Origin of the sequence: Myxococcus dinghuensis, from assembly GCF_024198235.1 — a bacterium.
Classification (GTDB): domain Bacteria; phylum Myxococcota; class Myxococcia; order Myxococcales; family Myxococcaceae; genus Myxococcus; species Myxococcus dinghuensis.
In genome coordinates, this window is record NZ_JAKCFB010000004.1 from 324,680 (window position 1) to 349,432 (window position 24,753).

Below are 24,753 nucleotides of genomic sequence, written 5' to 3' on the forward strand. Positions count from 1 at the left end.
GTGGGCTATAGAACCGATTTCCCCCCAAACCCGGAGGAGTCAGCATGAAGCGCGTACTCTTGGCCTGCCTCGCGGCGGTGGCGCTGGTGCCCAGCGTCTCTCGCGCGGAGGTCATCGTCTCGACCATCGTCAGCGTGCTGGTGGACGGCGGTAACAACTACAACTGGCAGAAGGTGGAGCTGCCTGGGACGAAGTGTGGCAATGGCTCCCAGTTCAAGTTCTTCGTCCACAAGACCAACTCGCCCAACGTCATGATGCTGCTCGAGGGCGGCGGCGCGTGCTGGGACTACGACACGTGTAGCGGACGTGCGGGCATCCTGGGTGCCGCCAACCCCAACGGCATCGCCGACGACTACATCACCCAATTCACGGCGAAGTACGTGTCGCCGCTCGTCAACGGCGCGGACCCGGGCCTGCCGGGCCGCAGCAAGACGGACCTGGTGACGAAGGACTGGAACATCGTCTACGTGCCGTACTGCACGGGCGACGTGCACATCGGCAACAACGTGAAGACGTACGCGGACCCCACGGGCGCCAACCCCCCGCTCGTGTGGCACCACAACGGCTACAACAACACGCTGGCGGTGGCGAACTACGCCAAGACGCAGTTCCCCAACATCCAGAAGTTCCTGATGACGGGCTACAGCGCCGGCGGCACCGCGACGTCCGCGGGCTACTACTACGCGCGCAAGATCCTGAACCCGGCCCGTGGCTACCTGCTCAACGACTCCGGCCCCATCTTCCCGGCGCCCAACGCCAACTGGAAGTCGCGCGCGCTGCACGACAAGATCCGCACCTCGTGGAACCTGGACTCGTCCTTCGCCGCCCTGCCGGCGTCGTTCGACCGCAATGACTTCGGCACCATCAACCGCATGGTGGCGCAGGAGTTCCCCAACGACCAGCTCGCGTACACGGGCTATACGCGCGACTACAACTACTCGCGCTTCTCCTACGAGCGCTTCCACACGCCGAACGACGAGGAGTCCGTGCACGGCTACTGGAAGGTGGACCAGGACGCGATGGTCGCGCAGCTGAACCAGTACAACAACTTCAGCTACTTCATCCCGCACCACCGCGCCATCAACGCCAGCCACTGCAGCACCATCATCACCTTCATCGGCTCGCACGCCTGCCAGCAGATGGAGAAGAAGCGCTACTGGTACGAGTACCTGGAGATGCCGTGGGGCCAGACGTACAAGTGCTACAGCGAGATGGTGGGCATGGACGTGTTCCTGTCCCGGTGGATCAACGGCAACCAGCGCGTGCGCATCTACGAGCCGGTGAACTGGTACAACAACGAGGACCCGGGCATGCAGATCGTCGCGCCGCTCATCAACGGCGCGCTCGGCGGGTAGCCCGGCACCTGTCTCGTTGAAGTCGTCCGACTGGCGGCGGGGCGAGGGACCTCTTTCGCTCCGCCGCTGGTCCTCGTGAGGTGGAAGCGCTAGACGCATCCAGCGCATGGACAACCTCACCCACGGCCTGCTCGGGCTGGCCATCGGCGCGCTGCGCCGCCCGGACGTGTCCCCCGGCGCCCCCGCGCGCCCCTCCGCCACGGACCGCGCCACGCTGGTGGCGAGCGTGCTCGCGGCCGAGTTGCCGGACCTGGACACCCTGTTGGCGCGCGGCGACGCGGTGACGGTGGCCCTGCACGCGCACCGGGGCCTCTCCCACGCGCTCGTCTTCGCCCCGGTGGTCGCGCTCGTCGCCACGCTTACCGCCAAGGCCCTCTTCCGGGGCGCGCGGTGGGGCCCCCTCCTCCTGACGAGCCTCGCCAGCACGCTCTTCGCGCACCTGCTCCCGGACCTGTGGACGGGCTGGGGCACGCGTGTGCTGCTGCCCTTCTCCGACGCGCGCCTCAGCCTGGACTGGACGGTGGTGGTCGACCCGTGGGTGACGCTGCCGCTCGTCGTGGGCACCGCGCTCGCGTGGCGCTGGCGCGCCTCCCTCCGCGCGTGGTGGGCGCTCCGGGTGGGGCTCGCGGGCTCGGCGGCCTACGTGGGCGCGCGCGTCGTGGTCTGGGCGCTGCTGACGCAACGGGTGGCCGCGGCCCACCCCCAGGCCGAGCAGGTGCGCGTCTTCCCCGCGCCGCTCGCCTTCGGGACGTGGCGCTACGTGGCCCGACTGCCCGGGGACCTGCTGGCCGCGGGCGACGTGACGCTGACCGGGCAACCCCAGGAGGCGCGCAGGGTGCACGCGCCGGCCGCCGCCCTCCCCCGGGAGCTGGGCGAGGTCCCCACGGTGCGCGAGGCGCTGGCCTGGGCGCGCTTCCCCGTGGTCACGGTGGCGGCGGTGGAGGGCGGCAGCGAGGTGCGCATCGCCGACCTGCGCTACCACCTGCGCGGCGAGCCGACGCTCACCTTCGTCGTGCGGGTGGACGCCGCGCGGGCGGTGACGGACGCGCGGCTGGAGCGCGGCGGCAGCGCGTCCGAGCTGCTGCGCCGGTGGCGCGGCGGAGAGGAGCCCCCGCCGCGCCCGGAGGACGTCAGGTCAGGCCCGACAGCGGCCCCTTGAAGTCCGGGTGGCCGAAGGTGTTCACGTTCACCCCGAAGGCCTGGGCGATGGACACCAGCAGCTTGTTGTGGGCGACGGCGCCCGGCAGCGGCGTGCCGGGGCCACCCCAGCTGCCGAGCGGGTTGGAGTTGGCCGGACGCAGGCGCAGGAAGCGGCCCATGCGGAACTTCCCACCCGCGCCGCCCGCGAGCACCGTGGGCACGCGCACGTTCATGTGGCCGGAGGCGTCCCCCAGCTCGTTGCCCCAGAGGATGAGCGTGTTGTCCAGGGCGGTGCCGCTGCCCTCGGGGATGGCCGCCAACTGGTTCATCAGGTAGGCCACCTGCTCGGCGTACCAGCGCTGGACCTTCACCATCTTGGTGCGGATCTCCGTGCGCAGCGGCTCGGTGGTCACGTCCAGGCGGTGCGCCAGGTCGTTGTGCGTGTCCTCGGTGATGCCCAGCCAGGGCATGGACGGGCCGGGGATGGTCATCGTCACCACGCGCGTCAAATCACACGCGAAGGCGCGGGCGATGAGGTCCATGTGGAGCTTGGTCAGCGTGGGCATGTTGGTGAGGTTGCCCAACTGGCCCACGTCGTACGCCGGCGGCGGCGTGCCGGGGGAGCACTCGGCCTCCTGCATCGCGGAGACGGAGCCCTTGGCGGCGACGTGGGGGGTGCCCAGCCCCAGCGTCGTCAGGCGGCGCTCGATGTCGCGCAGCGACTCCAGGTGGGTCTCCAGCTTCTGCCGCTCGGCGCCCGCCAGCCGGTTCTGCAGGCGCGTGGCGTCCTTGATGAGGAAGTCCAGCACGCTCTTCTTGCGCGCGTTGTTGCGGGTGCCCTCTCCGGGGTCCGAACCGGGGGTGGAGGGGGCCGTGCCGAACAGGCGCGAGAAGACGCCCGCGGGGTCGCGCTCGAAGGGGACGCGGCTGCCGTTGGCCGTGAAGCTGATGCTGTTGTAGACGTGCTGGCCGCCGAACTGCTCCCATGCGTTGAGCTGCAGGGAGCGGAACTTGGTGGCCCCGCCGATGCTCTGCGCCAGCACCTGGTCGAGCGAGGCGCTCTCCGGCAGGTCGTCACCGCTGGCGGTGTTCACCTTGCTGCCGGTGAGGAAGGTGACGGGGCCGCCCTCGTGGCCCGTCAGGCCGCGCTCGTAGAGGACCTGGTAGTCCAGGCCGTCCAGGATGAGCAGCTTGGAGCGCAGGTCCTGGAGCGGGCTGAGCATGGAGTTGGCGAAGTCGAGCGTGAAGCCCGTCTCCGTGCCCTGGGGGTTCCAATACTCCGGCAGGCAGCCGTGGGAGGTGAACAGCGCGATGAAGCGCAGCGGCGGCGTCGTGGCCTGGGCGTAGGCATCCGTGGTGCCCAGCAGGTTGGCCAACGGGAGCGCCGCGGAGGAACCAGCGAGCGCCTTGAGCAGGGAGCGACGGGAGAGTTCGCGAAGCATGGTGGCTACTCGGGGGAAAGGGTGCGCCGGTGGACGAAGTACGGGGAGCGGACGAGGCCCACGAGGGCGTCGCCCAGCTTCAGACGCGGGTCCGCGCGGAAGCGCGAGCGCATGTCGGCCAGCGCCGGCGCGTCGACGGTCACCTCGTCCCGGCCCATGACGTAGCGGAACAACTGGAGCGGCACGCAGTCGGCCACCTCGGGGCTGTCGGCGAGGAAGCGCGCGAGCGCGGCGCCGCCGGTGAAGTTGAACGTCCCGCTCGAGTGCTCGATGGAGCCCGTGGCGTCCACCGGGAGGCCGTTCTCCGTCGCGCGCAGCTTGCCCACGCCGTCGTAGTCCTCCATGCCGAAGCCGATGGGGTCCAGGGTGCGGTGGCAGCCCGCGCAGGCCGGGTTGTTGGTGTGCGCGGCGAAGCGGGCGCGCGTGGTGCTGTCGGTGGTGACGGCGGGCGGGATGATGGGGATGGTGGCCGGCGGCGGCGGGACCTCCTGGCACAACAGCCGGGTGAGGACGAACTTGCCGCGACGGATGGGGGAGCTGGAGTCGAACAGCGAGTACGTCGCCAGCAGCGCCGCGTGGGTCAGGATGCCCACGCGGGAGTCGGGCAACTTCACCTTGCCGATCCGTCCGTCCGGCGTCGTCTCCGTGCCGTAGAAGAAGGACATGCGCCCGTCCGCGAACGTGTAGTTGGCCGTCAGGAGTTCCTTGATGGAGGCCTCCTCGTTCTTGACCACGTGCGCGATGAAGGTGTTCGTCTCCGTGCGGCTGGAGTCCTTCCAGGGCTCACCGAAGTCGGTGAACACCTGGTTGTTCTTGTTCATGTTGGCCATGCCCGTGAGGCCCAGCCACTCGACGATGAAGCGCTGGAGGTAGGTCTGGGAGGCCGCGGTCTTCAGCAGCCGCCGCGCGTGGGCCTCGCGGTTGTCGGCCGACTTGAGCTCGCCGTTGGAGGCCGCCGCGAGCAGCTCCGCGTCCGGGGGGGCCCCGGAGATGGCATACGACAGCGCGGTGGCGATTTCATGCTGCGTCAGCCACACCACCTTGTTCGCGCCCGCGCCGGGCTCGCCCAGCTCCGTGCGGTACAGGAACGAGGCGGAGGTGATGACCGCCTGGACGACGAACTGGGCCGCCGTCTTGGGGTCGTATTCCTTGCGCACCCCCGACCAGAGCTCGAACAGGTCGGCCTCGTCCTCCGCCGTCACCGCGCGACGGAAGGCGCGCTCCGCCAGGCCGCGGATGAAGGCGCGCGCGCAGTCCTCCTCCTTCTTGCCGGCCGCGCACTCCCAATCGCTGGTCAGGTTGACCGCCGCGATGGGACCCCAGTTGCGCTCGGCGATGCCGTCGAGCTGGTCGGCGAACAGCGACGTCACCTGGAGCCGGTCGTGCGTCGTGAAGCCGAGGATCGCGTCCTCCGGCGCGAGAAGCTGCGCCATGGGCACCGGGGTGGGGTTCTTCACCACGCCATAGACGCTGCTGTCGAACTCCGCGCGGGTGATGCGACGCACGCGCGCCGCGGATGCCTCGGAGACCTCGGGAGGATCGCCTCCTCCCTGTGTGTTTCCAGAGCAGGATGCGGACACGAGCAGCAGTGCCGCGGGGATGACGGAACGAATCATTCGCATACGGAAGGCACCCTCGAACCCAGCAGCCCCTGAAAACCCCCTCTGAAGCGCTGGCGCGTCGAGCATTCTAACCGCGCGCGGCGACCACCACTGCCCCTTTTTGCCGCACCTCGTCGTCCGTCGCGACGTGCAGCCGCTTTGTAGAGATGGAGGCGCGATTGGGGGCTGCGCTCCACGTTCCTCCAGCCCCGTGAGAATCACGCCCGACAGCGGCCTACGTCTCCATCGACCTGCACACGCGCGATCACGCAAGTTCTGCGCGCGAGCGAGGTGTAGCGCGTGACCCACGCGACACACGCGCACTGACTCCAAGTGCAATTGCCAGCTCGGACAGAGAGCGGACGTGCGGGTCGCTCACGCCGGGCGCGCGCGCATCACGAGTCCCTCGGGGCCGGACACGACGAGGTCGTGGACCATGTCGAGGAAGAGGCCATGCCCCACGAGGCCCGCGCGCGAGCACAGTCGCGAGGCCAGCGACGCCGCGTCTTCGATGGGGCCGAAGGCGCAGTCGAGCACGAGGTTGCCCTGGTCCGTGAGGAACAGCGCCCCGTCCACGCCGGGCCGGGGCGTGACGCGAGCGCCGAGCGACTCGAGGAACCGCCGCTGCGAGCGCCAACCGAAGGGCAGCACCTCCACGGGCACGGGCCAGTGCGTGCCCAGCCGAGGCGACAGCTTGGCGCTGTCCGCGACGATGACGAGCCTGCGACTGGCCTGGGCGACGATCTTCTCGCGCAGGAGCGCGCCGCCGCCGCCCTTGATGACGGAGAGGTCCGGGGCCACTTCGTCCGCGCCGTCGATGGTCACCTCGAGTTCGGGGGCGTCCTCCAGCGTGGTGAGCGGCACGCCCAGCTCGCGCGCCAGGGCCTCCGTGGCCCGCGACGTGGGCACGCCGACGACGTCGAGCAGCAGGCCCTCCGCGCGCAGCTCCGCCAGCCTGCGCACCGCGAAGGCCGCGGTGCTGCCCGTGCCCAGCCCCACCCGCATCCCGGGCTGGAAGAAGCGGTCCACGGCGGCGGATGCCGCCTCGCGCTTGTAGCGGACCGTCTCTGCACTCGCGTCGCTTCCCATCACACCGCTCCTCGCGCCAGGGCCCTCGCGCGAAAGGTACATCCCTTCGCGGTGGGCGGGTGGAGACGACGAGCGGGGGGACCTTCGTCCGCCCAGCGCCCCTTCGGCGGCCCTCACGGGGGCACTCGCGCCAGGGGGCGGACGACGCGCGGGGCCCGGGGAGGGCTCGCCGCGCGCCTGACTCCCGGGAGCCCTGGATGGCGACCAGGGCTCCCGGGGAAGACTCAGGGGTTCAGCGTGGCACGGAAGCCCAGCATGATGGCCAGGTTCGGGCCATTGTCCGCGTACGTCAGCGGGGACTCCGTGGACTGGTTCACCGGCGCGGGCAGCGACACCTTGGTGGTGCCGGAGCGCGCCGTGTAGCTGGCGTAGCCCGCGGTGAGGTACGGCCCGAAGGAGAGCGAGTTCCCCAGGCGCCACTTGCCACCCACCGTCACGTTGACGAACTCCGGGCCTCGCGTCTGGCTGTCGAGGTCGAAGCCCGCGTTGAGCGTGCCAGCGGGCGTGGGCACGGGGATGGTGCCGGAGTTCTTCACGTTCAGGATGGCGATGCCGAAGCCCAGGCCGACGAACGGGTCGAACGAGGCCTCCGGTGAGAAGTGATACTGCACATGCGGACCGAACCGCAGTTGCGTGGCCGTGCAGTCGAAGCCCGACGGGCACGAGTACGGGTTCTCCTTCGTGAGGATGTACGAGAACTGACCGTACGCGCCCACGAACCACTTCGGACTGAGCCGGTACCCCAGCTCCACGAGCACCGGCACACCGCCGTTGGCACCGTCGCTGAGCTTCACGTCGCCCCGCGTGTTGTCCAACCGCTCTCCGTTCTTGTAGACGTAACCCGCGCCCGCCTGGAACCCCAGGCCCACGGTCAACTCCAAGCCGGTCGGATCACTGAACTCCTGCTTCGACGTCTGGACTTCCTGCGCGCCTGCCACCGCGGAACCCAAGACAACCGCACCTGCCAGGGCCCAACACAGCCTTCGCGACATAAACCCCTCCATCGAGTGGAGTGTTCACTCTAGGGCGTCGCGTGTTTCACATGTAAGTCGCGGCGCGTCAGAACCGACGCGGTTCGTCGAAGCGCAGGTGGGTCCGCTCGGACTGTCAGGAGCGTGCACAATGTGCCCATGAACGTCACGTTGGAGCAGGCCCGGGCGCTCGATGCGCTCGCCCGACACGGCACCTTCACCGCCGCGGCCCAGGCGTTGGGCAAGGGGCACACCGCGGTGCTGTACGCGCTGCGCACGCTGGAGGAGCAGACGGAGCTGGAGCTGCTCGACCGGCGCGGCTACCGCACCCGGCTCACCTCCGCCGGGGAGCGCGTGTTGGAACACTGTCGAAAACTGCTGACAGCGGAACGCGAGCTGGAGGCCACGTGCGCGGAGATTCGGGCCGGCTGGGAGCCCACGCTGCGCATCGTGTTCGATGGCGTCTTCCCCGCGGAGCCTCTTTTGCGGGTGGTGAAATCGCTCCGGACGGAGGGAGCGGGCACGCGCTTCCACGTGTCGTCGGAGTTCCTGGCGGGGGTGGAGGCGGCGTTCGTCCGGGACGAGGCGGACCTGATGGTGTCCGTGCTCCCGCCGTCGTTGCCGGGGCTGCGCAGCTACGCGCTGCCGGAGCTGAAGGCGCTGCTGGTGGCCCACCGCAGCCATCCGCTCGCGCGCAGGCGGCGGGGGGCGCTGAAGGAGGAGGAGCTGGCCGAACACCTGCTGCTCACCGTGCGCGGCTCCGACCCCCGGTTGCAACTGAGCACGGTGTCGCTGGAGCTGCGCTCCACCGTGCACCTCAACGACTTCGCGGCGAAGAAGGCCGCCATCCTGGAGGGGCTGGGCTACGGCTGGCTGCCGGAGCACCTGGCGTCGCGCGAGCTGCGTCGGGGCGAGCTCAAGCTGCTCAAGCCCGCGAGCGGCTCCACGCACGCGTTCCTGCCCAAGCTGTACCACCGCTCGGGGGTGCGCCTGGGCCGCGCCGCGCGCCGGGTGGTGAAGGCGCTCACCGGCCTGGAGCCGCCCCAGTAGCGGGAGGGCTCCAGGCGCCGGCGCCCGGGTGCTACTGCGCGGCCGTGGTGCAGTCTCCCGACACGTTCGCCGCCGCCTTGCCATTGGCGGTGTTGCCGGTGAACACGTTGTCCGTGGCCACCACGAGCTCCACGCCGCCGCTGCCCCGGTTGCACACCACCACGCCGCCGGAGCCCGCGCGGTTCGAGGTGAAGCGGTTGCCCCGGAGCGTGACGCCACGGGTGCCCACGTCCTCCACGTAGATGACGGACGCCGGTCCCTGCGTCACGAAGTTGCCCTCGAAGACGTTGTTCTCGATGAGGTCGTTGCTCGGCTGGAAGTAGTGCAGCGCGCCGCCGCCGCCCAGGTCGTAGGTGTTCTGCGGATTGGGCCACGCCAGGATGGCCCGGGGCGTCAGGTGGTCCGTGACGGCGCCACCGAACGCCTCCAGCCCGTTGTTCCGGAAGACGTTCCTGCTCACCACCGAGTCACGACCGTGTGTCACGCACATGGCCCCACCGCCCGCCATGGAAGACGTCCCCGTCTGGGCGAAGCGGTCGATCTCCGACGTGCGGTTGTTCTCGAAGGTCGAGTCCTCCACGTGCGAGGCCACCGTGAACATCAGGTCCAGCGCGCCGCACTTCGCCGCCGACACGTTGTCCCGGAAGAGCGCGTGGCGGATGGTCACCGGCCCCGGGTAGTAGGCCCACAGCGCGCCGCGCGTCCACTCGCGGGTGCCGTTGTATTCGTTCTTGCGCACCTTCTCGAAGATCATGTGCTCGAACACCGGGTCACCGTCTCCCACGGAGTCGGCCCCGTAGAAGTTCAGGCCCCACCAGCCATACGGGTTGGTGGAGGTGAACACCACGGGCGCCTCCGCGGTGCCACGCACCTGGATGGCGCCGTACACGCGCATCTCCACGCGCCCCTTCTGGTGGTTCATCACGCTGTTGGGCGCCTGCGCCTCCACGTCCGCCTCCGTCACGTCCGGGCGACCCACGAAGTCGATGACGACGCCGGGCTGCACGGTGAGGACCTGGCGCTTGGGGATGACGACGATTCCGTTCGCATCGCCGATGACGCGGTAGGGAGAGCCCGCCACCGTCAGCGTGCCGGCCAGCGTCCCGGTGACGACAGTGCCACCGTCCCCGGGCACGACGATGATGGGGCCGCCGTCCCCGGCGTCGGAGACGCCTCCGTCTCCCGGGTCGGGGTCGCCGCCGTCGCCCGGGCCCGGGTCGCCGCCATCGTCCGGGGGCGGGCGGCCGCCATCGCCCGCGTCGGGCAGGCCACCATCCCCCGCGTCGGGCAGGCCACCGTCGTCGACGCCGGGCTCGTCTGGCGAGGAGGAGCAGGCGACGACGAGTGCGACGAGCGCGAACGACAGCACCACGGACCTGGAGCGGAAGAAGACCATGGAAACGCGCGCTAGCACGGCGTCCCTTCCGCTCGCAAACGACGTCCGGCTTGATAGAAGCGCTCCATGTCGAACGAAGTCCTCGTCCTCGCGTATTCGGGATGTTCCACCTGCAAGAACGCCCTGAAGTGGCTCCAGACCCAGGGCATCTCCGCCCGGGTGCGCCCCATCGTCGATGAGCCCCCGACGGAGGCGGAGCTGGCGCAGTGGATCGACCGCAGCGGCCTGTCCGTGCGCAAGTGGTTGAACACCAGCGGCATGAGCTACCGCGCGCTCGGGAAGGCCAAGGTGGACTCGGCGACAGACGCGCAACTGCGCCAGTGGCTCGCGGCGGACGGCAAGCTCGTCAAGCGCCCCGTCCTGGTCGATGGACAGAAGGTGCTGGTGGGCTTCAAGCCCGAGGCGTGGGCCGGACACTTCGGCTCGCGCGGCTGAGGAGCGGGCGACGGAGCGGGCGGCCCGGCGGTCGCCCCTGGCGGAACGCGCCACAGCGTGAAGATTCATTCTTTCGCGATGGAATCTGGCGCCAGGAGACCGCTCGGGGAAATCCTCGTGGAGATGGGGGTGCTCAACCGCGCCCAGCTCCGGCTCGGGCTGGTCCACCACCACGAGACCCACGTGCCGCTCGGGCGAGCGCTGGTGCGGGAGGGCGTGTGCTCGGAAGCGGACGTGCTCCGGGGCCTCGCCGTGCAGTTGGGCGTGGAGGCGGTGGACCTGGAGCGTCAGGTGCTCGACCCGGCCATGGCCGCGCTCATCCCCGCCCGCATCGCCCGGCAGTACCGCGCGGTGCCGCTGCGCATCGAGCACGTCGCGCTGGAGCAGGGGGAGCGCGAGGTGCTGCACATCGCCCTGCCCGCCCCCGTGTCGCTCGAGGCCGTCGATGCCGTGCGCGCCGTCACCGGCAAGCCACGCGTCGAGGCCCACGTCGCGTCCGACACGGCGCTGACCCACGCGCTCGCGCGGCTGTATGGCATCGACGAGCCCGCGGAGCCCAGCACGCCGGCGGCGCCCTCACCGGGCGGACCGCTCCTGCTCTACGGCTGGCCCCCCGTCACGGCGGTGCTCATCTCCCGGCAGTTGGCGCGACACGGCTATCAGGCCCGCGTCGCCACACCGCTCGACGTGCTCCACACGCGGCCGGAGGACGTCGTGCTCGCGCCCATCCAGGCCATGGAGGGACTGCTGGCCGGGGAGGTCCGCATCGAGGGCGCGCTCATCGTGCATGGGACGTCGGATGACGAGGGCTTCGAGCGGGCGCGGCAGTTGGGGGCCCGGGGCTTCCTGGCCAACCCGCGCGACGAGGAGCTGCTGCTGCGCGCCGTGCGCAGGCTGCGGGGACGCGGTCCCGGCTCGTCGCTGGCGGGCGACTCCGACTCCTCACACCACTCGCCCTGAGGCGACGCGGCCCGCGCCCTACCCTTGCGCCAGGCCGAGCGCGCCCAGCACCTCCGGGTACACCTTGCTCGCGAAGTACCGCCCGCCCGCGATGGTGAAGTGGACGCCGTCGTCCATGCGCAGCTTCATGGGTTTGCGGAACCCCTCCACGCGCGCGTGCAGCAGCGCGCGGCCCTGGGCGTCCGTGAAGAAGGCCCGCGTGTCGACGTAACGCGCGTCCGCGCGCGCGCCGATGACCTCCCGCTGGAGGTCCCGGATGACGCCCAGCTTCTGCTCGAAGCGCTTGAGGCCCGTCGCCGGCAGCTCCAGCCAGACGATCTTCCGTCCTGGCGCGGAGATGACGCTCGCGAAGGAGTCGAGGCGCCGCCGGTAGGCCTCCTCCCACTCGGGCTTGCCCCAGTGCACGGGCTTGCCGCCGCTCCGCTCCAGCAACGACTGTCCGTCGTTGCCCCCGAGGATGACCACCACCACGTCCGGCTGATGGCGCTTCACCTCTTCCTCGCCCACCGCCATCCAGTCGAAATAGTCCGGCCGCGCCAGCCCCGTGGAGGAGCGCGCCCGACGCGAAGCGCGGATGAGGGGATGCGCCTCCAACCTCGCCAGGAGGTAGTCACCGAAGCCCGTCGCGATGAGGCTGTCCCCCAGCAGGAGCACGGAGTGCGGACGCTCCGCTGGAGCGGCGGGCGCGGAGGTGGGTGCAACACCGGCGGTCGCCGAGGGCGTTGGCTGTTGTGCCGTGACCGGTGCAGCACCGGTGGCCGACGAGGGCGCTGGCTGTGCCGGGACCGGTGCAACGCCAGCGGGCGCCGAAGGCACGGACTGCGCGGGGGCGGCTGCAACGCCGGAGGAGGCCGACGGCGCTGGCCGTGCCGAAACGGGTGCAGCGCCGGCCGACGCCGAGGACACGGGCGCGGAGGTCCGCGCTTCAGCCTCGGGGCGCACCGGGGCGGGGGCAACGGACGCGTCCGGCGTCTGCGCGTGGACGGACGCGGTGGACAGGACGGCGAGGACGACGAGGGCACACGTGAAGCGGTTCTGCATTCGCGGCGCACGCTACCGGGCCGCGACGGGCAGGTACATCCCCCCTTTCGTCCCCTTGCGCGTCACGCGGGACGAAGGGCCCTCGCGTCATGCGACCGACACGCGTTCCTCCGTTGACAGCGCGCGGAGCCACGGCTCCAGCAGCGCCGCGCACTCGCGAGGATGCGTGAAGTAGGGGACATGACCCGCCCCACGCAGCAGGTGCCGGGGAGTCCCCTCGGGCAGCACCTCCGCCAGACGGTCCATCGTCACCGGGGGCACCAGCACGTCGCGAGCCCCCTGGATGCAGACGCAGGAGACGCTCAGGTCGCGCAGCGTCGGTGGCGGCGGTTCGGAGTGGATGGCCCTCGCGCGGTGCCAGGTCGTCTCGCGCTCCAGGGGCGTCATGGGCACCACGTCCGGCGCCCGTCCCGAGGTCACGAGGCGCCACGCCGCGAGCCCCGCGGCGACGACCCCCGGCCGCCCCCACACCGCGATGGGCCCCATCATCCCGATGAGCCGCCCCCGCACTCCCAGTTGGGACGTGTGCGTGAACGAGCCCAGGAACGCGACCCCACGCGCCGCCCCCGCGGCGGCCAGGTGCGCCGCCACCATGCCCCCGAAGGAGCTGGCCACCACCGCGTCCATCTCCCGCGCCGCGCGCCACACCTGCCTCGCGAGCCCCGCAGCGCCCACCGCCGCGTGCCGCCCCTCCGGGTACTCGACGAGGACGGGACGGCAGACGTCCGCCAGTCGTTCGGCGAGCGCGCGGAAGCCCACACCCCGGGCGCCCAACCCTGGCAGCAGGAGGACCCTCGGTCCCCTGCCCTGCTCCCACTCCGTCAACTGGACTTCCGAGCGCATGTCATTCCCCCGCGGACGCGGCGGGAAACACCGGGGCCACGCCTGTTCTGCCCAACCCGAGCGACGGCACCACGCGCGACGGCGGGCTCACCTGCCCCAGCCCGAGGAAGGCGCGCGTGCGCTCGTGCCGAGGCTGGTCCAGCACCTGGTCGGGTGGCCCCTCCTCGAGGATGCGCCCGCCGTGCAGCACCAGCACCCGGGAGGCCAGCTCGCGCGCGAAGCGCATCTCGTGTGTCACCGCCACCAGCGTCAGGCCGTCGTCCCGCAGGCGCGCCAGCAGCGACACCAGCGAGCCCACCCGCTCCGGGTCCAGCGCGCTGGTGGGTTCGTCCAGGAGCAGCGCCTCCGGCTCCATCGCCAGCGCCCGGGCGATGGCCACGCGCTGCTGCTCTCCGCCCGACAGCTCGAACGGGTACGCACCCTCGCGGTGCGACAGGCCCACCTTGTCGAGCAGCGCGCGCCCCAGCTCCGTCGCGTCCTTCACGCCCAGCCCCCGCACGTGGATGGGCGCCTCGATGACGTTGCCCAGCGCGGTGCGGTGCGCGAAGAGGTGCCACTGCTGGAAGACGAAGCCCACCCGGCGCCGCAGCTCACATACCCGCCCGCCTCCCGCGCGGACGCGGCCCGGCTCCAGCACGTCGTTCCCTATCCGGATGGAGCCTCCGTCGAAGGGCTCCAGCCCGTTGAGGCAGCGCAGCAGCGTGCTCTTGCCACCTCCGGACGGCCCCACGAGCGCCACCACTTCTCCCGTCTGGAAGGTCGCGTCGATGCCATCCAGCACCGTGCGCCCGTCGTAGCGCTTGCACAGGTCCTTCACTTCAATCATCCGCGTTCGAGCCTCGCTTCCAACCGCCGCGCCAAGCGGGACAGAGGGTAGCTCATCGCCAGGTAGAGCGCCGCGCACAACGCCCCCGGCAACAGCCAACTCCGGACGTCCACCGCCGTAATCGTCATCCGTTTGGTGAGCTCCACGACGGAAATCACGGAAACCAGGGAGCTGTCCTTCAACAATGCGATGAAGTCATTGGTCATTCCGGGCAGCGCCACGCGGAAGGCCTGGGGCATGACGACCCGGCGCAACGCCAGCCGCGTGTTCATTCCCAACGCCAGCGCGGCCTCGAACTGTCCACGCGGCACCGACAGCACGCCGGCCCGATAGACCTCCGCCTCGTAGGCCGCGTAGTTCAGGCCCAGCCCGAGGATGGCGGCGCTGACCGCGTCCAGCCGGAGGATGCCCGCCAGGCCGTAGTAGAGGACGTAGAGCTGCAACAGCACGGGCGTCCCCCGGAAGAGCTCCACGTACAGCGTGGCCAGCCGCCCCAGCCACGCCGGCCCGTACAGTCGCGACAGCGACAGCGCCATGCCCAGGGGGACGGCGAGCACCATGGCCCCCACCGACACGAGCAGCGTCACCACCGACGCCTGGAGGAACAGCCACAGCTGGCCCCAGCCCAGCCGCGGCGCGCGCGTGGTGGACAGGAGTTCGCGCGTCTGCGCGTCCGTCCACTCCACCATCCGCTGCTCCGTCGGGTTGTCGATGCCCCAGCGCTGGAAGATGGCGCGCAGCTCACCCGAGCGGGCGATGCGCCCCAGCGCCGCGTCCAGCTCCTCGCGCAGGGACTCGTCACCCGGGCGCAGCGCGATGGCGTAGTAGCCCTCGCCCACGTCGCCCACCACCCGCAGCGCGGCGCGCGGCATGCCGTAGCGCTGGGCGATGATGTCGTCCATCAGCACGGCGTCCAGCCGCCCCTGCTCCAGGTCGATGTAGGGCTCCTCCACGCCCTCGTACGGCACCGCCTGCACGCCGGCCCCCTGCAACTGGTCCCACGCCTGGGAGTTGGCCAGCGTGCCCACCCGCCGACCGCGCAGCGACTCCATCCCGGTGACGGTCGCGTCGTTCGCCCGCGCCATGAGCCGCAGGTGGAACAGGTAGTAGGGCCGCGTGAAGAGCACGCGCCCGCTGCGCGCGGGCGTCACCTCGATGCCGTTGAGCGCGATGTCGAACGAGCCCCGCTCCAGCGAGGGAATCAGGTTGGACCAGTCGTTCTGGTAGAAGCGCGAGCGCACGCCCAGCTCCCGCGCCAACGCCTCCGCCAGCTCCACCTCGAAGCCGCGCATGCCCCCGGGCGCGTCCGGGTCCTCCATGGCGTAGGGCTCACCGCCCTGCGCGTCCGCGCCCCACGTCAACACCCCGGTCCGCCGCACACGTTCGGCGCCCGAGCCGCGCTGCTCCGCGACGCACGACAGCATGACGACCACGAGCGGCAGCCACATCCACCCAGGATTTCCGGGGAGCGTGGTCCGTCGTGGCGGTGACAGCGGAAGGTTTCGCATGGAGCGTCCGGCCTGTCCCTCGTTCACGAGCACTTCGGAGAACTCCCACCCTGGCGCAGGTGCAGGCATGACCCGCTATTCAGGTCCTGACACTTTCTCCGGGACCGCGACTAGAGTGCCGCGCCACAGGAGCCAAGGCCGTCATGGAAGCATACAAGGTGCTGGTGGTGGACGACGAGCCGCAGGTGGCGCACGCGCTGCGGCGCCTGCTGCGGCGTGAAGGATTCGACGTCCAGCTCGCCTTCAACGGGGAAGAGGCGCTCGAGCGTCTCAAGGTGTTCAGTCCGGACATCGTGCTGACGGACTTCCGGATGCCGGGGATGACGGGCAGCGAACTGCTCCAGCGCGTCAAGCGCAGCCATCCCCTGGCGCTGCGGCTCATCATCTCCGGCTACGCGGACTTCAAGTCGGTGGTGGCGTCGGTGAACGAGGGGGAGATCTGCCGCTTCATCAGCAAGCCGTGGGATGACGCGGAGCTGGTGGCCTACCTGGTGGGCCTGCTGCGGCACCGCGAGACCCTCGCCCAGTTATACGCGCCGTTCCGCGCCGCGCCCCAGGGCGTCAGCGCGGAGGTGAGCCCCACGGACGCGGCGCTCGTGCTGAAGGTGCAGGTGGCGGACCCGTCGTTCCCGGCCGACCACGCCGTCTCCATCATCGAGCGCTTCGCGGGCCTGCTGGCCGACGACAGCATGAAGGTGGTGGGTGGCCTGCTGGAGCGCTTCGGCGGGCGGCTGTCGTTCGTGGCGGAGGTGGGCGGACCGCAGCGCCTGCGCCTGGAGCTGCCGGTGCGCGCCGAGACGGCCGCCGTTCCCCAGGCGCGCCCTGGAGTCGGCGAGGCATGACGTCGGGCCCGTCCACGGGGGGAATGGACGCGCGGGCGGATGCGAGCTGGATGAACAGCCAGCTCAAGCGCTTCACCCTGTTGGCCTGCATCCTCATCCACGGGCTGCTCGTCTCCTCGCTCTGGGGACGCTGGCACGACATCGCCGTGCTGACGGTGGGCTTCACCACCGTGACGACGATCAACGTGGTGCTCGCCCGGGACTTCTTCTCCCGCCACTCGAAGGCCACGGAGTCGGCGCGCTTCGTGCTGAACATGGTGGCCACCGTCTTCTACGGCGTGGTCAGCGACTGGGAGCTGCCCATGTGGCTGTACCTGCCGCTCAACGCGCTGTGGGCGGACCGCTTCGTGGACCCCAGCGCTCGGCCCAGGCTGGTGTCGATGCTCGCGCTGGTGGCGGGCGCGGCCCTGCTGGACGGCTGCCCTCCGGAGGTGCCCATCAGCTTCGTGCTGCTGTCGCTGCTGACCTACTTCATCTCCGAGGGACGCGTGGTCCTCACCCACCACGCGATGCAGGAGCTGGCGCGTCAGCACGAGCAGTTGGCCCACGCCCACGCGCAGTTGGACCTGGCCCACGCGCGCGCCCGGGAGCAGGAGCGCCTGACCAGCCTGGGCATGCTGGCGGCGGGCGTGGCGCACGAAATCAACAACCCGATGAGCTACGTGAAGAGCAACGTCAACGCGCTCCTCATCGACCTGCGCGCCTGCAAGGAGCTGCCGCCGGAGCTGCGCGAGTACGTCGACGACGTGCTGCCCGCCACCGCGGACGGCATCCGCCGCGTCGTCTCCATCGTCGCGGACCTGCGGCGCTTCGCGCGCGGGGACCCGGGCGCCATGGAGGAGTACGACCTCAACGAGGAGCTCGCCGTCGCGATGCGCATCACCCACAGCCAGCTCAAGCCCCGCTGCGAGGTGCAGATGGCGCTGGGCGAGCTGCCGCGCCTGCTGGGCCGGCCGGGACAGCTCGCACAGGTGGTGGTCAACCTGCTGATGAACGCGGCGCAGGCCATGCCGGACGGAGGGCGCATCACCCTGTCCACGCACATGGAGGGGGACGAGGCGGTGCTGCGGGTGAGCGACTCCGGCGTCGGCATGTCGCCCGAGGTGCTCGCCCGCCTCTTCCAGCCCTTCTTCACCACCAAGCGCGCGGGCGAGGGCACCGGCATGGGCCTGGCGGTGGTGCACGGCATCGTCACGTCCCACAAGGGGCGCATCGCGGTGGAGAGCCCGCCCACGGGCGGGACGACCTTCACCATCCACCTGCCCCGGATTCCCCCCCTGGACCTGCGCCTTCCGGACGCGCCGGATGGCGCCCTGCCGCCCCTGCCCACCCGCTCCCGGCCCGACGCCGCGTGAGCGCCCCGAGTCCGGAGTCCCCATGTCCGCCCCGTCCCCCACCTTCGTCAGCCGCTTCGAGCCCCCGTACGTGGAGGACCCGTATCCGCTCTATGCCCGCATGAGGGAAGAGGCGCCCGTCCAGTACAGCCCGGAGCTCCAGCTCTGGGTCGTCTCGCGCTACGAGGACGTGAAGGCGGTGGTGCTCAACCCGGAGGACTTCCGCTCCGCCAACGCCTTCCGCAACCCGGTGCCGCCCGCGCCGGAGGTGCTGGCCGTCCTGGCGGAGGGCTCCCCGCAGGTCCCCGCGCTGGTGGATGACGACCCGCCCAACCACACGCGCATGCGCGCCATCGTCTCCAAGGCCCTGGCGCCCCACCGGCTCAGCGCGATGGAGACGCCCGTGCGGGCAATCGCCCGGGAGCTCATCGACGACTTCGCGCGCGACGGCCACGCGGACCTGGTGGAGCAGCTTTGCTTCCCGCTGCCCGCGCGGGTCATCGGCAACATCCTCGGGCTGCCGGACTCGGACCTGCCCCGGCTGAAGCGCTGGACGGAGGACCTGGCCACGCTGTCCGCGGGCAACGCGCCGGTGCCCCGGCAGGTGGAGTGCGCCCGGGGCCTCGTCTCCGTCCAGAAGTACCTGGCCAGCCACATCGCGGACCGGCGACGGCAACCGAAGGACGACCTCATCAGCGCGCTCATCCAGGCGCGCCACGAGGACACGCCCCCGCTGAGCGACGTGGAGCTCATCAGCCTGCTGGCCATGCTGCACTTCGCCGGGCACGAGACGACGGCGAACCTGTTGGGCAACCTGCTCGCGTGGCACCTGCGCGAGCCCCAGCGGCTGGCCGCGCTGCGGGACGACCCGGCGCTGCTCCCCCGCACCATCGAGGAGACGCTGCGCCTGGACGCGCCCGTGCAGGGGATGATGCGCACCACCGCGCGCGCGGTGACGCTGGGGGGCGTGGAGCTTCCCGAGGCCGCCCGCGTGCTCGTGCTCTTCGCCTCCGCCAACCGCGACCCGGCGGTGTTCCAGGCGCCCGACGAGGGCCACCCGCGTCGTCCGGACCAGGGCCGGCACCTGGGCTTCGGCATGGGGCTCCACTACTGCATCGGCGCGCCGCTGGCGCGGCTCGAGGTGCGCGTCGCCATGGAGCTGGTGCTGGAGAAGCTGCCCGGCCTGCGGCTGGCGCCGGACAGCCCCCTCCTCTACCTGCCCAACTTCCTGCACCGGGGCCCGCGGCGGCTGCGCGTGGAGTGGGACCCGGCCTGACGGCGCGCCGTCTCCGGCCTCAGCGCGCCAGCTCCGCGTCGATGAGCTGGGTGAAGGTCTCCAGCGGCTGCGCCCCCATCACCGCGGCGCCGTTGACGAAGAACACGGGCGTGCCCACCACGCCCCGGCGCTGGGCCTCCACCACGTCCGCCTCCACGTAGGCGTCCCAGGCGCCCGTGTCGAGCGCGCGGCGGAAGCGCGGCAGGTCCAGGCCGAGCGTCCGGGCATGCTTCTCCAGCGACGCGCGGTCGAGCGCGCCCGGACTCGCGAAGAGCAGGTCGTGCATCTGCCAGAAGCGCCCCTGCTCGCTCGCGGCCATGGACGCGGCGGCGGCCAGGCGCGCGTCGCGGTGCGCGGGCAGCGGCTGGTGGCGGAAGACAATGCGCACCTGGTCTCCGTACCGCTCGCGCAGCGACGTCAGGAGCGTCGCGCCGCGCGCGCAGAAGGGGCACTGGAAGTCGGACCACACCTCCACCGTCACCCGCGCGTCGCGGGGCCCCAGCGTGGGCGCCTCCGCGCGCGGCGTGGCGGCGATGAACTTGCGCTCGGGGGGCTTGGGGCACGTCGGGTCGCCGGTGGGCTCGGCGGCGAGTGCGGCGGACGACGAAAGCAACAGCAGGCCTGCCGCCACGTGGGCGGAGCGCAGGGGCTTCATGAGGGACCTCTTCGATGGATGGGAGCTGGGAACGCCGGGCCTCCCGCTCGGGGGGCTGGCGACACGGGGGACTTCCGCCCGCGCGCCAGGATGTGGCGCGAGCCGGGCACAAGTTTCAGCACGCCGTGCTATCCCCTGCCCATGTCCACCGAGCGTCTCTACTTCGACGACCCGTTCCTCCACCGCTTCTCCGCGCGCGTCGTGGCCCACGGCGCCTGGGCTGGCGCGCCCTCCGTGGTGCTCGACCGCACGGCCTTCTATCCGGAGGCGGGGGGACAGATGGCGGACCACGGCGTGCTCGGCGGACTGCCCGTGCGCGACGTGCAGGTGGATGACGACGGCGTGGTCCACCACCTGCTCGCGCTGCCAGAAGGAGGCGCGCTGCCGGTGCCCGGCGCCTCGCTGGAAGGCGAGGTGGACCGGGCCCGCCGCCGCGTCCACATGGCGCTGCACACCGGCCAGCACATGCTGTCGCGCGCGCTGGTCGACGTGGCCGGCGCGGCCACGGTGTCCTCGCGGCTGGGCGCCACCTGCACCATCGACACGGACCAGGACGCGCTGGACGAGGCCCGGGTGGCGGAGGCCGAGGCGCTGGTGAACGCCGTCATCGACGACGACCTCCCCATCCGCGCCTTCTTCCCCACGCCCGAGGAGCTGGCCGCCCTGCCCCTGCGCCGCGCACCCAAGGTCACCGCGAACATCCGCGTCATCCAGATGGGGGACTTCGACGTCTCCCCGTGCGGCGGGACGCACTGCACTCGCTCCGCCCAGGTGGGCCTCGTGCGCGTGCTGGGCGTGGAGCGCTACAAGGGCAAGGGCCGCGTCCTCTTCTCCGCCGGGCCCCGCGCCCGCAGGGAGCTGTGGGACGAGGCCGGCACGCTGCGCGCCATGGGCCGGGCCTTCACCTGCGGCGCCGCGGAGGTGCCCACCGTGGTGGACAAGCTGCGCCGGGAGCTGACCGAGGCCCGCGAGTCCCTGGGCGCCGCCCGCGCGAAGCTGGCCGAGCACACCGCCCAGGAGCTGGCCGCGGCGCTGGACGCCTCCGCGGACAAGCACGTCGTCGCGGTGCTGGAGGGCGCCGGCCCCGAGCAACTGCGCGCGGTGGCCGCCCGCCTCACCGCCCAGCCCCAGGCCGTGGTGTTCCTGGCCGGGCGACTCCCGGAGGGCATGGCCGTGCTCATCGCCCGGGGCGCCGCCTCCGGCTTCGGTTGCGGCGCGTTCCTCAAGAAGGCCGCCGAGGCCGCCGGTGGACGGGGCGGAGGACGCCCGGAGCACGCCGAGGGCCGCCTCCCTCCCGGGACGGATTGGACCGCCCTCGTCGCCTCCCTTCGGGCCTGAGTCTCCGGAAAGGTACGACACGGGTGGTGGCGTGAAAATCCCGGCGAAGGGAAATCCCGGCCTCCGTTCTGGACGCACGGAGGGGGCGCTCCACCGGTGGAACGACATGAGAAGATGGGTGCGAGGATTCGCGCCACGATGGACGACGGGTTGCACCGCCAGTTCGAGGCATTCGCGCGCGCGCGGCGACCGGGCCTGCTGAGGCTTGCCCGGCGGCTGTGCGCGGGTGGCGGCGTGGATCCGGAGGACCTGGTGCAGGAGACCCTCGAGCGGGCGTTCCGCCATTTCGACCGGCTGGTGGCGGAGAACGCGGGCGCGGTGAGCGTGTGGTTGAGCACGACGTTGAGCAACCGGTTCCTGGACCACTGCCGGCGACGGCGCACGGAGGTGCTGGGGGCGCCCGCCCTGCGCGTGGTGCAGCCCCAGGAGGTGTCCGGGGAACCGGCGCCGCTGGAGCAGTGGACGCGGGTGAGCCGGGAGGACTTCCTCCACGCCATCGAGCAGCTCAAGCCCCCGCACCTGCGGGAGGCGTACCGGCTGCACGTGGCGGGACTGCGATATCGGGCCATCGCGCAGCAGTTGGACGCGCCCGAGGGGACCGTCGGGCGATGGCTGAGCGAGGCGCGGCAGGCCCTCCGGGGGTTGCTGACCCCCGACGCCGCCTCGAGTGAAGGCAGGGCCAGACCATGAGCGAGCTGTGCGACAGACTGGAGTCCTTCATCGACGGCGAGCTGGCGCCGGTGGACGCGGAGAACTTCCGCCACCACCTGACCCGGTGCCACGCGTGCGAGACACGCATGAAGGAGCTGCTCGCCCTGGAGCTGCTCGCCGACGACGCGCTCAACGCCGCCGCCGTCGAACCGGCCTTCGTCGCGCCGCCGCCCTCGCCCTTCAAGCGCCGCAGGACCTGGATGATGGTGGTGCCGCTGGCGCTGGCCGCGGGCCTGGCGGCATGGGTCCTGGTGACGCGGCCCGCTTCGTCGACGGAGGCCTCCGAGCTCTGGCTGGGCCAGTCCCGGGGGCGCGTGCTGGAGGCCCGCCTGACACACCCGGGCGCCGACACGCACCGCCCCTACCAGGTCATGCGCAGCGGCGGCGACAAGCCCCGGGCGCTGTCCCTGCGCGAGCTGGCGAAGCTCGAGGAGGCCGGGGACGACCGGGGCATCGCCTCCGCCTATCTGCTGCGCGGGGACACGACGCAGGCGGGGGCGTTCCTGGACAAGCTGCCGGATTCGCCGGACCAGGACTCGGACCGCGCGGCGCTCGCGTTGCAGAAGGGCGCCCCCGAAGAGGCGCTGGCGCTGGCGGACAAGGCCCTCAAGGCGCGGCCCGGCCATCCGCAGGCCCTGTGGAACCGGGCCCTGGCGCTCGAGACGCTGGGCCTGTCGCTCCAGGCCGCGGAGGCCTTCGACCAGGTGGCCGCGCAGAAGGAGCCGGGCTGGAGCGAGGAGGCCGCCGAGCGCGCCGGGGAGATGCGGCGCCAGGAGGAGGAGCGGCGCAAGGGCTGGAAGGGCACGAAGGAGGACTGTGACGGGATGGTGTCCGGTGGCGCGGTGCTCGCGTCCCGGCAGGTGGAGACCTGGCCGGGCCTGTCGCGCCTGTGCCTCTACGACGCCCTGCGCACGGCGCCCTCCGCCCAACGCGTACAGGCGCTGCGCCCGCTCGCCCTCCAGTTGGACCGCATCGACGGAGGCACGCACCTGGTGGACGCCGTGGACCGCGCCTCCCGGGCGGACTTCGCCGCGCGGCGGCCGCTCTCGGAGGCGTACCTCCGACTCACGCGGGGGGCGTTGAAACCTCCGGACCTCGCCCTCCTCATCTCGAAGCTCCGCGACGCCCGGCAAGAGGACCTCCTGCTGGGCGCGCTGCTTTTCACCCCCGACGCGCGCCTGGAAGAGGCCACCTACCGCCAGCTCGCCCAGGCGACCCGGGACCCCTGGTTCGCCATGTTGGCCGAGGAGCGGGAGTCCCGCGCGGACCTCCAGCGCGGCCAGCCCTACCGGGCCCGGGAGCGACTGACGGCGGCGCTCAAGGCGCACTGTGGTCCGGAGCGCGCCTTCAACTACCGCTGCGTCGAGCTGCAGCGGAACCTGTCCCTCGTGGAGCTGCAGTTGCACCACCCCGTCGAGGCGCGCGCGCACGGCCTGGCGGCGCTGGAGCGGGCCCGCGCGGGCAACGAGTGGACCAAGGAGCTGCGGCTCATCCAGGAGCTGGGGCAGGTGGCCCGCGCCCACTCGGACCTGTCGCTGACGCGCGCATATCTGGAGGAGACGCTGCTGCGAATCCCGGAGCGCTGCCAGGACCACGAGCTGGCGTACACGAACCTGGCGCTGGCGCACTACCTGGCCTTCGACTTCGCCGGAGCGCGGGAGCAGTTGGACCGCGCCGCGCGCTGTGGCCAGCCGCCCTCGCTGGCGCGCGCCTTCGTCATGGCGGACCTGGCGCACACCGAGGCCCGGCGCGACGACGACGCGGCCCTGCTGACGCGGGGTCTGGAGGAACTGCGCGCGTCCGCCTCGCTGGCGGCCGGAGAGGGCCCCATGCTGCGGCACATCGAGGGCCGCTTCGTCATCGAGCAGGACCGCGCCCGGGGGCAGGCGCTGCTCCGCCAGTCCATCGCCGAGGCCACGCCGCTGCTGGGCACGGACGTCGACTCGCGCAAGGCGCGCGTCTACAGCTTCACGTCGCTCATCCTGGACGCCGCGCGCCACGGCGAGCACGAGCGGGCGCTCGCGTTGTTCGCGGAGGAGCGCGGCCTGCCCGTCCCCGGGCGCTGCGTGCTGGGCGTCACGGTGGACGACGAGCGCACGGCCCTGGTCGCGCGCGACGCGGGCGGACGGTTGCTGGGGTACTACGCGTCGGATCGCCGTCGAACGCTCACGAGCGTGGAGGGGCTGGTCCCCGCGCGCTTCGAGGACGCGCTGCGCGGCTGCGCCCAGGTCGACGTGCTGGCCCGGCCTCCGGTGCTCGGACAAGCGGGGTTGCTGGCCCCGGACATCGCGTGGACCTACCGGGTGAGTCCCCACGCCGAGCCCGGCTCGCCGCGTCCGGAGCGGAGGCTGGTGGTCGCCGACGTGAACACGCCCGTGGCCCTGCGGCTGCCCTCGCTGCGCGCCTGGCGCGGCGCGGACACCGAGGCGTCCCAGGTGTCGACGCTCAAGGGCGCGGCGGCCACGCCCACCCACGTGCTGGAGGCGATGCGCGACGCGACGGAGGTGCAGATCCACGCGCACGGCGTCATCGACCCGAGCGTGGCGGATGGCTCGCTGCTGGTGCTCTCCCCGGAGGAGGAGGACGGCAACTACGCGCTGACCGCCACCGCCGTGCAGGCGCAGCGGCTGGCCGGCCACCCCGTGGTGTTGCTGGCCGCGTGCCACGCGGCCCACAGCGCGCGCTACTTCCACGAGACGTTCGGCCTGCCCGTGGCCTTCGTCGACGCGGGCGCGCGCGCCGTCCTCGCCGCCACCCAGGAGATTCCCGACGCGGAGGCCTCTGAGTTCTTCGAGCCCGTCCTCGCACGCATCCGCGCGGGACTGCCCGCGGCCCTCGCCCTGCGCGACGCGCGTCAGGACTGGCTGCGGCGTCCGGGCGGCACCTGGGTGAGCCAGGTGCTGCTCTTCGAGTAGCTGTCCCCTTCCACCCGAGTCACCT

Annotated in this window: 21 protein-coding genes; 11 read left to right on the forward strand and 10 right to left on the reverse strand. The window is 71.8% G+C overall.

Features of this window, described 5'->3' with window-relative positions:
* Positions 1–44 precede the first annotated feature (44 nt).
* Positions 45–1,355, forward strand: coding sequence for a pectinacetylesterase family protein (locus LZ198_RS08280; protein ID WP_253971340.1), 1,311 nt, complete (start codon positions 45–47; stop codon positions 1,353–1,355).
* Positions 1,356–1,461: 106 nt separating this feature from the next.
* Positions 1,462–2,514: a metal-dependent hydrolase gene (locus tag LZ198_RS08285; RefSeq protein ID WP_253971341.1), complete on the forward strand. Its 1,053-nt coding sequence runs from the start codon at positions 1,462–1,464 to the stop codon at positions 2,512–2,514.
* Here LZ198_RS08285 and LZ198_RS08290 read toward each other — a convergent pair.
* The 4 genes from LZ198_RS08290 to LZ198_RS08305 form a co-directional block, all read right to left on the reverse strand.
* A complete protein-coding gene (locus tag LZ198_RS08290; protein ID WP_253971342.1) occupies positions 2,486–3,937 on the reverse strand; it encodes a DUF1552 domain-containing protein in 1,452 nt (483 codons plus the stop codon). The genes LZ198_RS08285 and LZ198_RS08290 overlap by 29 nt on opposite strands.
* 5 nt (positions 3,938–3,942) lie before the next feature.
* Positions 3,943–5,559 carry a DUF1592 domain-containing protein gene (locus tag LZ198_RS08295; protein WP_253971343.1) on the reverse strand — a complete coding sequence of 539 codons (1,617 nt, stop codon included), beginning with the start codon at positions 5,557–5,559 and terminating at the stop codon, positions 3,943–3,945.
* A gap of 354 nt (positions 5,560–5,913) precedes the next feature.
* Entirely contained in the window at positions 5,914–6,627 is a 714-nt protein-coding gene (rpiA, locus tag LZ198_RS08300; RefSeq protein ID WP_253971344.1) for a ribose-5-phosphate isomerase RpiA, read from the reverse strand.
* Between the two features lie 224 nt (positions 6,628–6,851).
* Complete coding sequence (locus LZ198_RS08305) at positions 6,852–7,577, reverse strand: outer membrane beta-barrel protein (protein WP_253971345.1); 726 nt, start codon at positions 7,575–7,577, stop codon at positions 6,852–6,854.
* 180 nt (positions 7,578–7,757) lie between these two features.
* Between LZ198_RS08305 and LZ198_RS08310 the strand changes: the two genes are divergently transcribed.
* Entirely contained in the window at positions 7,758–8,648 is an 891-nt protein-coding gene (locus LZ198_RS08310; RefSeq protein ID WP_253971346.1) for a LysR family transcriptional regulator, read from the forward strand.
* 31 nt (positions 8,649–8,679) lie between these two features.
* Here LZ198_RS08310 and LZ198_RS08315 read toward each other — a convergent pair whose 3' ends face one another.
* Positions 8,680–10,062 carry a right-handed parallel beta-helix repeat-containing protein gene (locus LZ198_RS08315; protein ID WP_323382162.1) on the reverse strand — a complete coding sequence of 461 codons (1,383 nt, stop codon included), beginning with the start codon at positions 10,060–10,062 and terminating at the stop codon, positions 8,680–8,682.
* Positions 10,063–10,110: 48 nt separating this feature from the next.
* Between LZ198_RS08315 and LZ198_RS08320 the strand changes: the two genes are divergently transcribed.
* On the forward strand, positions 10,111–10,479 hold the full coding sequence (locus LZ198_RS08320; protein ID WP_253971347.1) for a Spx/MgsR family RNA polymerase-binding regulatory protein: 369 nt from the start codon (positions 10,111–10,113) through the stop codon (positions 10,477–10,479).
* 78 nt (positions 10,480–10,557) lie between these two features.
* Positions 10,558–11,439, forward strand: coding sequence for a GspE/PulE/PilB domain-containing protein (locus LZ198_RS08325; protein WP_253971348.1), 882 nt, complete (start codon positions 10,558–10,560; stop codon positions 11,437–11,439).
* Positions 11,440–11,457: 18 nt separating this feature from the next.
* Here LZ198_RS08325 and LZ198_RS08330 read toward each other — a convergent pair whose 3' ends face one another.
* From LZ198_RS08330 to LZ198_RS08345, 4 genes are all read right to left on the reverse strand, one after another.
* Entirely contained in the window at positions 11,458–12,093 is a 636-nt protein-coding gene (locus tag LZ198_RS08330) for an SGNH/GDSL hydrolase family protein (RefSeq protein WP_253971349.1), read from the reverse strand.
* A gap of 474 nt (positions 12,094–12,567) precedes the next feature.
* Positions 12,568–13,323, reverse strand: coding sequence for an alpha/beta fold hydrolase (locus tag LZ198_RS08335; protein ID WP_253971350.1), 756 nt, complete (start codon positions 13,321–13,323; stop codon positions 12,568–12,570).
* A 1-nt stretch (position 13,324) separates the two neighbouring features.
* Positions 13,325–14,149: an amino acid ABC transporter ATP-binding protein gene (locus tag LZ198_RS08340; protein ID WP_253971351.1), complete on the reverse strand. Its 825-nt coding sequence runs from the start codon at positions 14,147–14,149 to the stop codon at positions 13,325–13,327.
* The gene (locus LZ198_RS08345; RefSeq protein WP_253971352.1) at positions 14,146–15,597 is read right to left on the reverse strand and encodes an ABC transporter substrate-binding protein/permease; all 1,452 of its coding nucleotides are present in this window, start codon (positions 15,595–15,597) and stop codon (positions 14,146–14,148) included. The genes LZ198_RS08340 and LZ198_RS08345 overlap by 4 nt, the downstream gene beginning before the upstream one ends.
* Before the next feature lie 203 nt (positions 15,598–15,800).
* Between LZ198_RS08345 and LZ198_RS08350 the strand changes: the two genes are divergently transcribed.
* From LZ198_RS08350 to LZ198_RS08360, 3 genes are read left to right on the forward strand one after another with little or no spacing between them, the layout of a single operon-like run.
* Complete coding sequence (locus LZ198_RS08350; RefSeq protein ID WP_253971353.1) at positions 15,801–16,499, forward strand: response regulator; 699 nt, start codon at positions 15,801–15,803, stop codon at positions 16,497–16,499.
* Positions 16,496–17,854 carry a sensor histidine kinase gene (locus tag LZ198_RS08355; protein WP_253971354.1) on the forward strand — a complete coding sequence of 453 codons (1,359 nt, stop codon included), beginning with the start codon at positions 16,496–16,498 and terminating at the stop codon, positions 17,852–17,854. Before LZ198_RS08350 ends, LZ198_RS08355 begins: the two co-directional genes overlap by 4 nt.
* 22 nt (positions 17,855–17,876) lie before the next feature.
* Positions 17,877–19,109, forward strand: coding sequence for a cytochrome P450 (locus LZ198_RS08360; protein WP_253971355.1), 1,233 nt, complete (start codon positions 17,877–17,879; stop codon positions 19,107–19,109).
* A gap of 19 nt (positions 19,110–19,128) precedes the next feature.
* Here LZ198_RS08360 and LZ198_RS08365 read toward each other — a convergent pair whose 3' ends face one another.
* Positions 19,129–19,764, reverse strand: coding sequence for a DsbA family protein (locus LZ198_RS08365; RefSeq protein ID WP_253971356.1), 636 nt, complete (start codon positions 19,762–19,764; stop codon positions 19,129–19,131).
* Between the two features lie 141 nt (positions 19,765–19,905).
* Between LZ198_RS08365 and LZ198_RS08370 the strand changes: the two genes are divergently transcribed.
* The 3 genes from LZ198_RS08370 to LZ198_RS08380 all read left to right on the forward strand — a co-directional run bounded on the left by LZ198_RS08370 (position 19,906) and on the right by LZ198_RS08380 (position 24,728).
* Positions 19,906–21,102, forward strand: a complete 1,197-nt coding sequence (locus LZ198_RS08370; protein WP_253971357.1) for an alanyl-tRNA editing protein — start codon at positions 19,906–19,908, stop codon at positions 21,100–21,102.
* 114 nt (positions 21,103–21,216) lie between these two features.
* Entirely contained in the window at positions 21,217–21,792 is a 576-nt protein-coding gene (locus LZ198_RS08375; protein ID WP_253971358.1) for an RNA polymerase sigma factor, read from the forward strand.
* Positions 21,789–24,728: a CHAT domain-containing protein gene (locus tag LZ198_RS08380; protein ID WP_253971359.1), complete on the forward strand. Its 2,940-nt coding sequence runs from the start codon at positions 21,789–21,791 to the stop codon at positions 24,726–24,728. The genes LZ198_RS08375 and LZ198_RS08380 overlap by 4 nt, the downstream gene beginning before the upstream one ends.
* Positions 24,729–24,753: the final 25 nt, after the last annotated feature.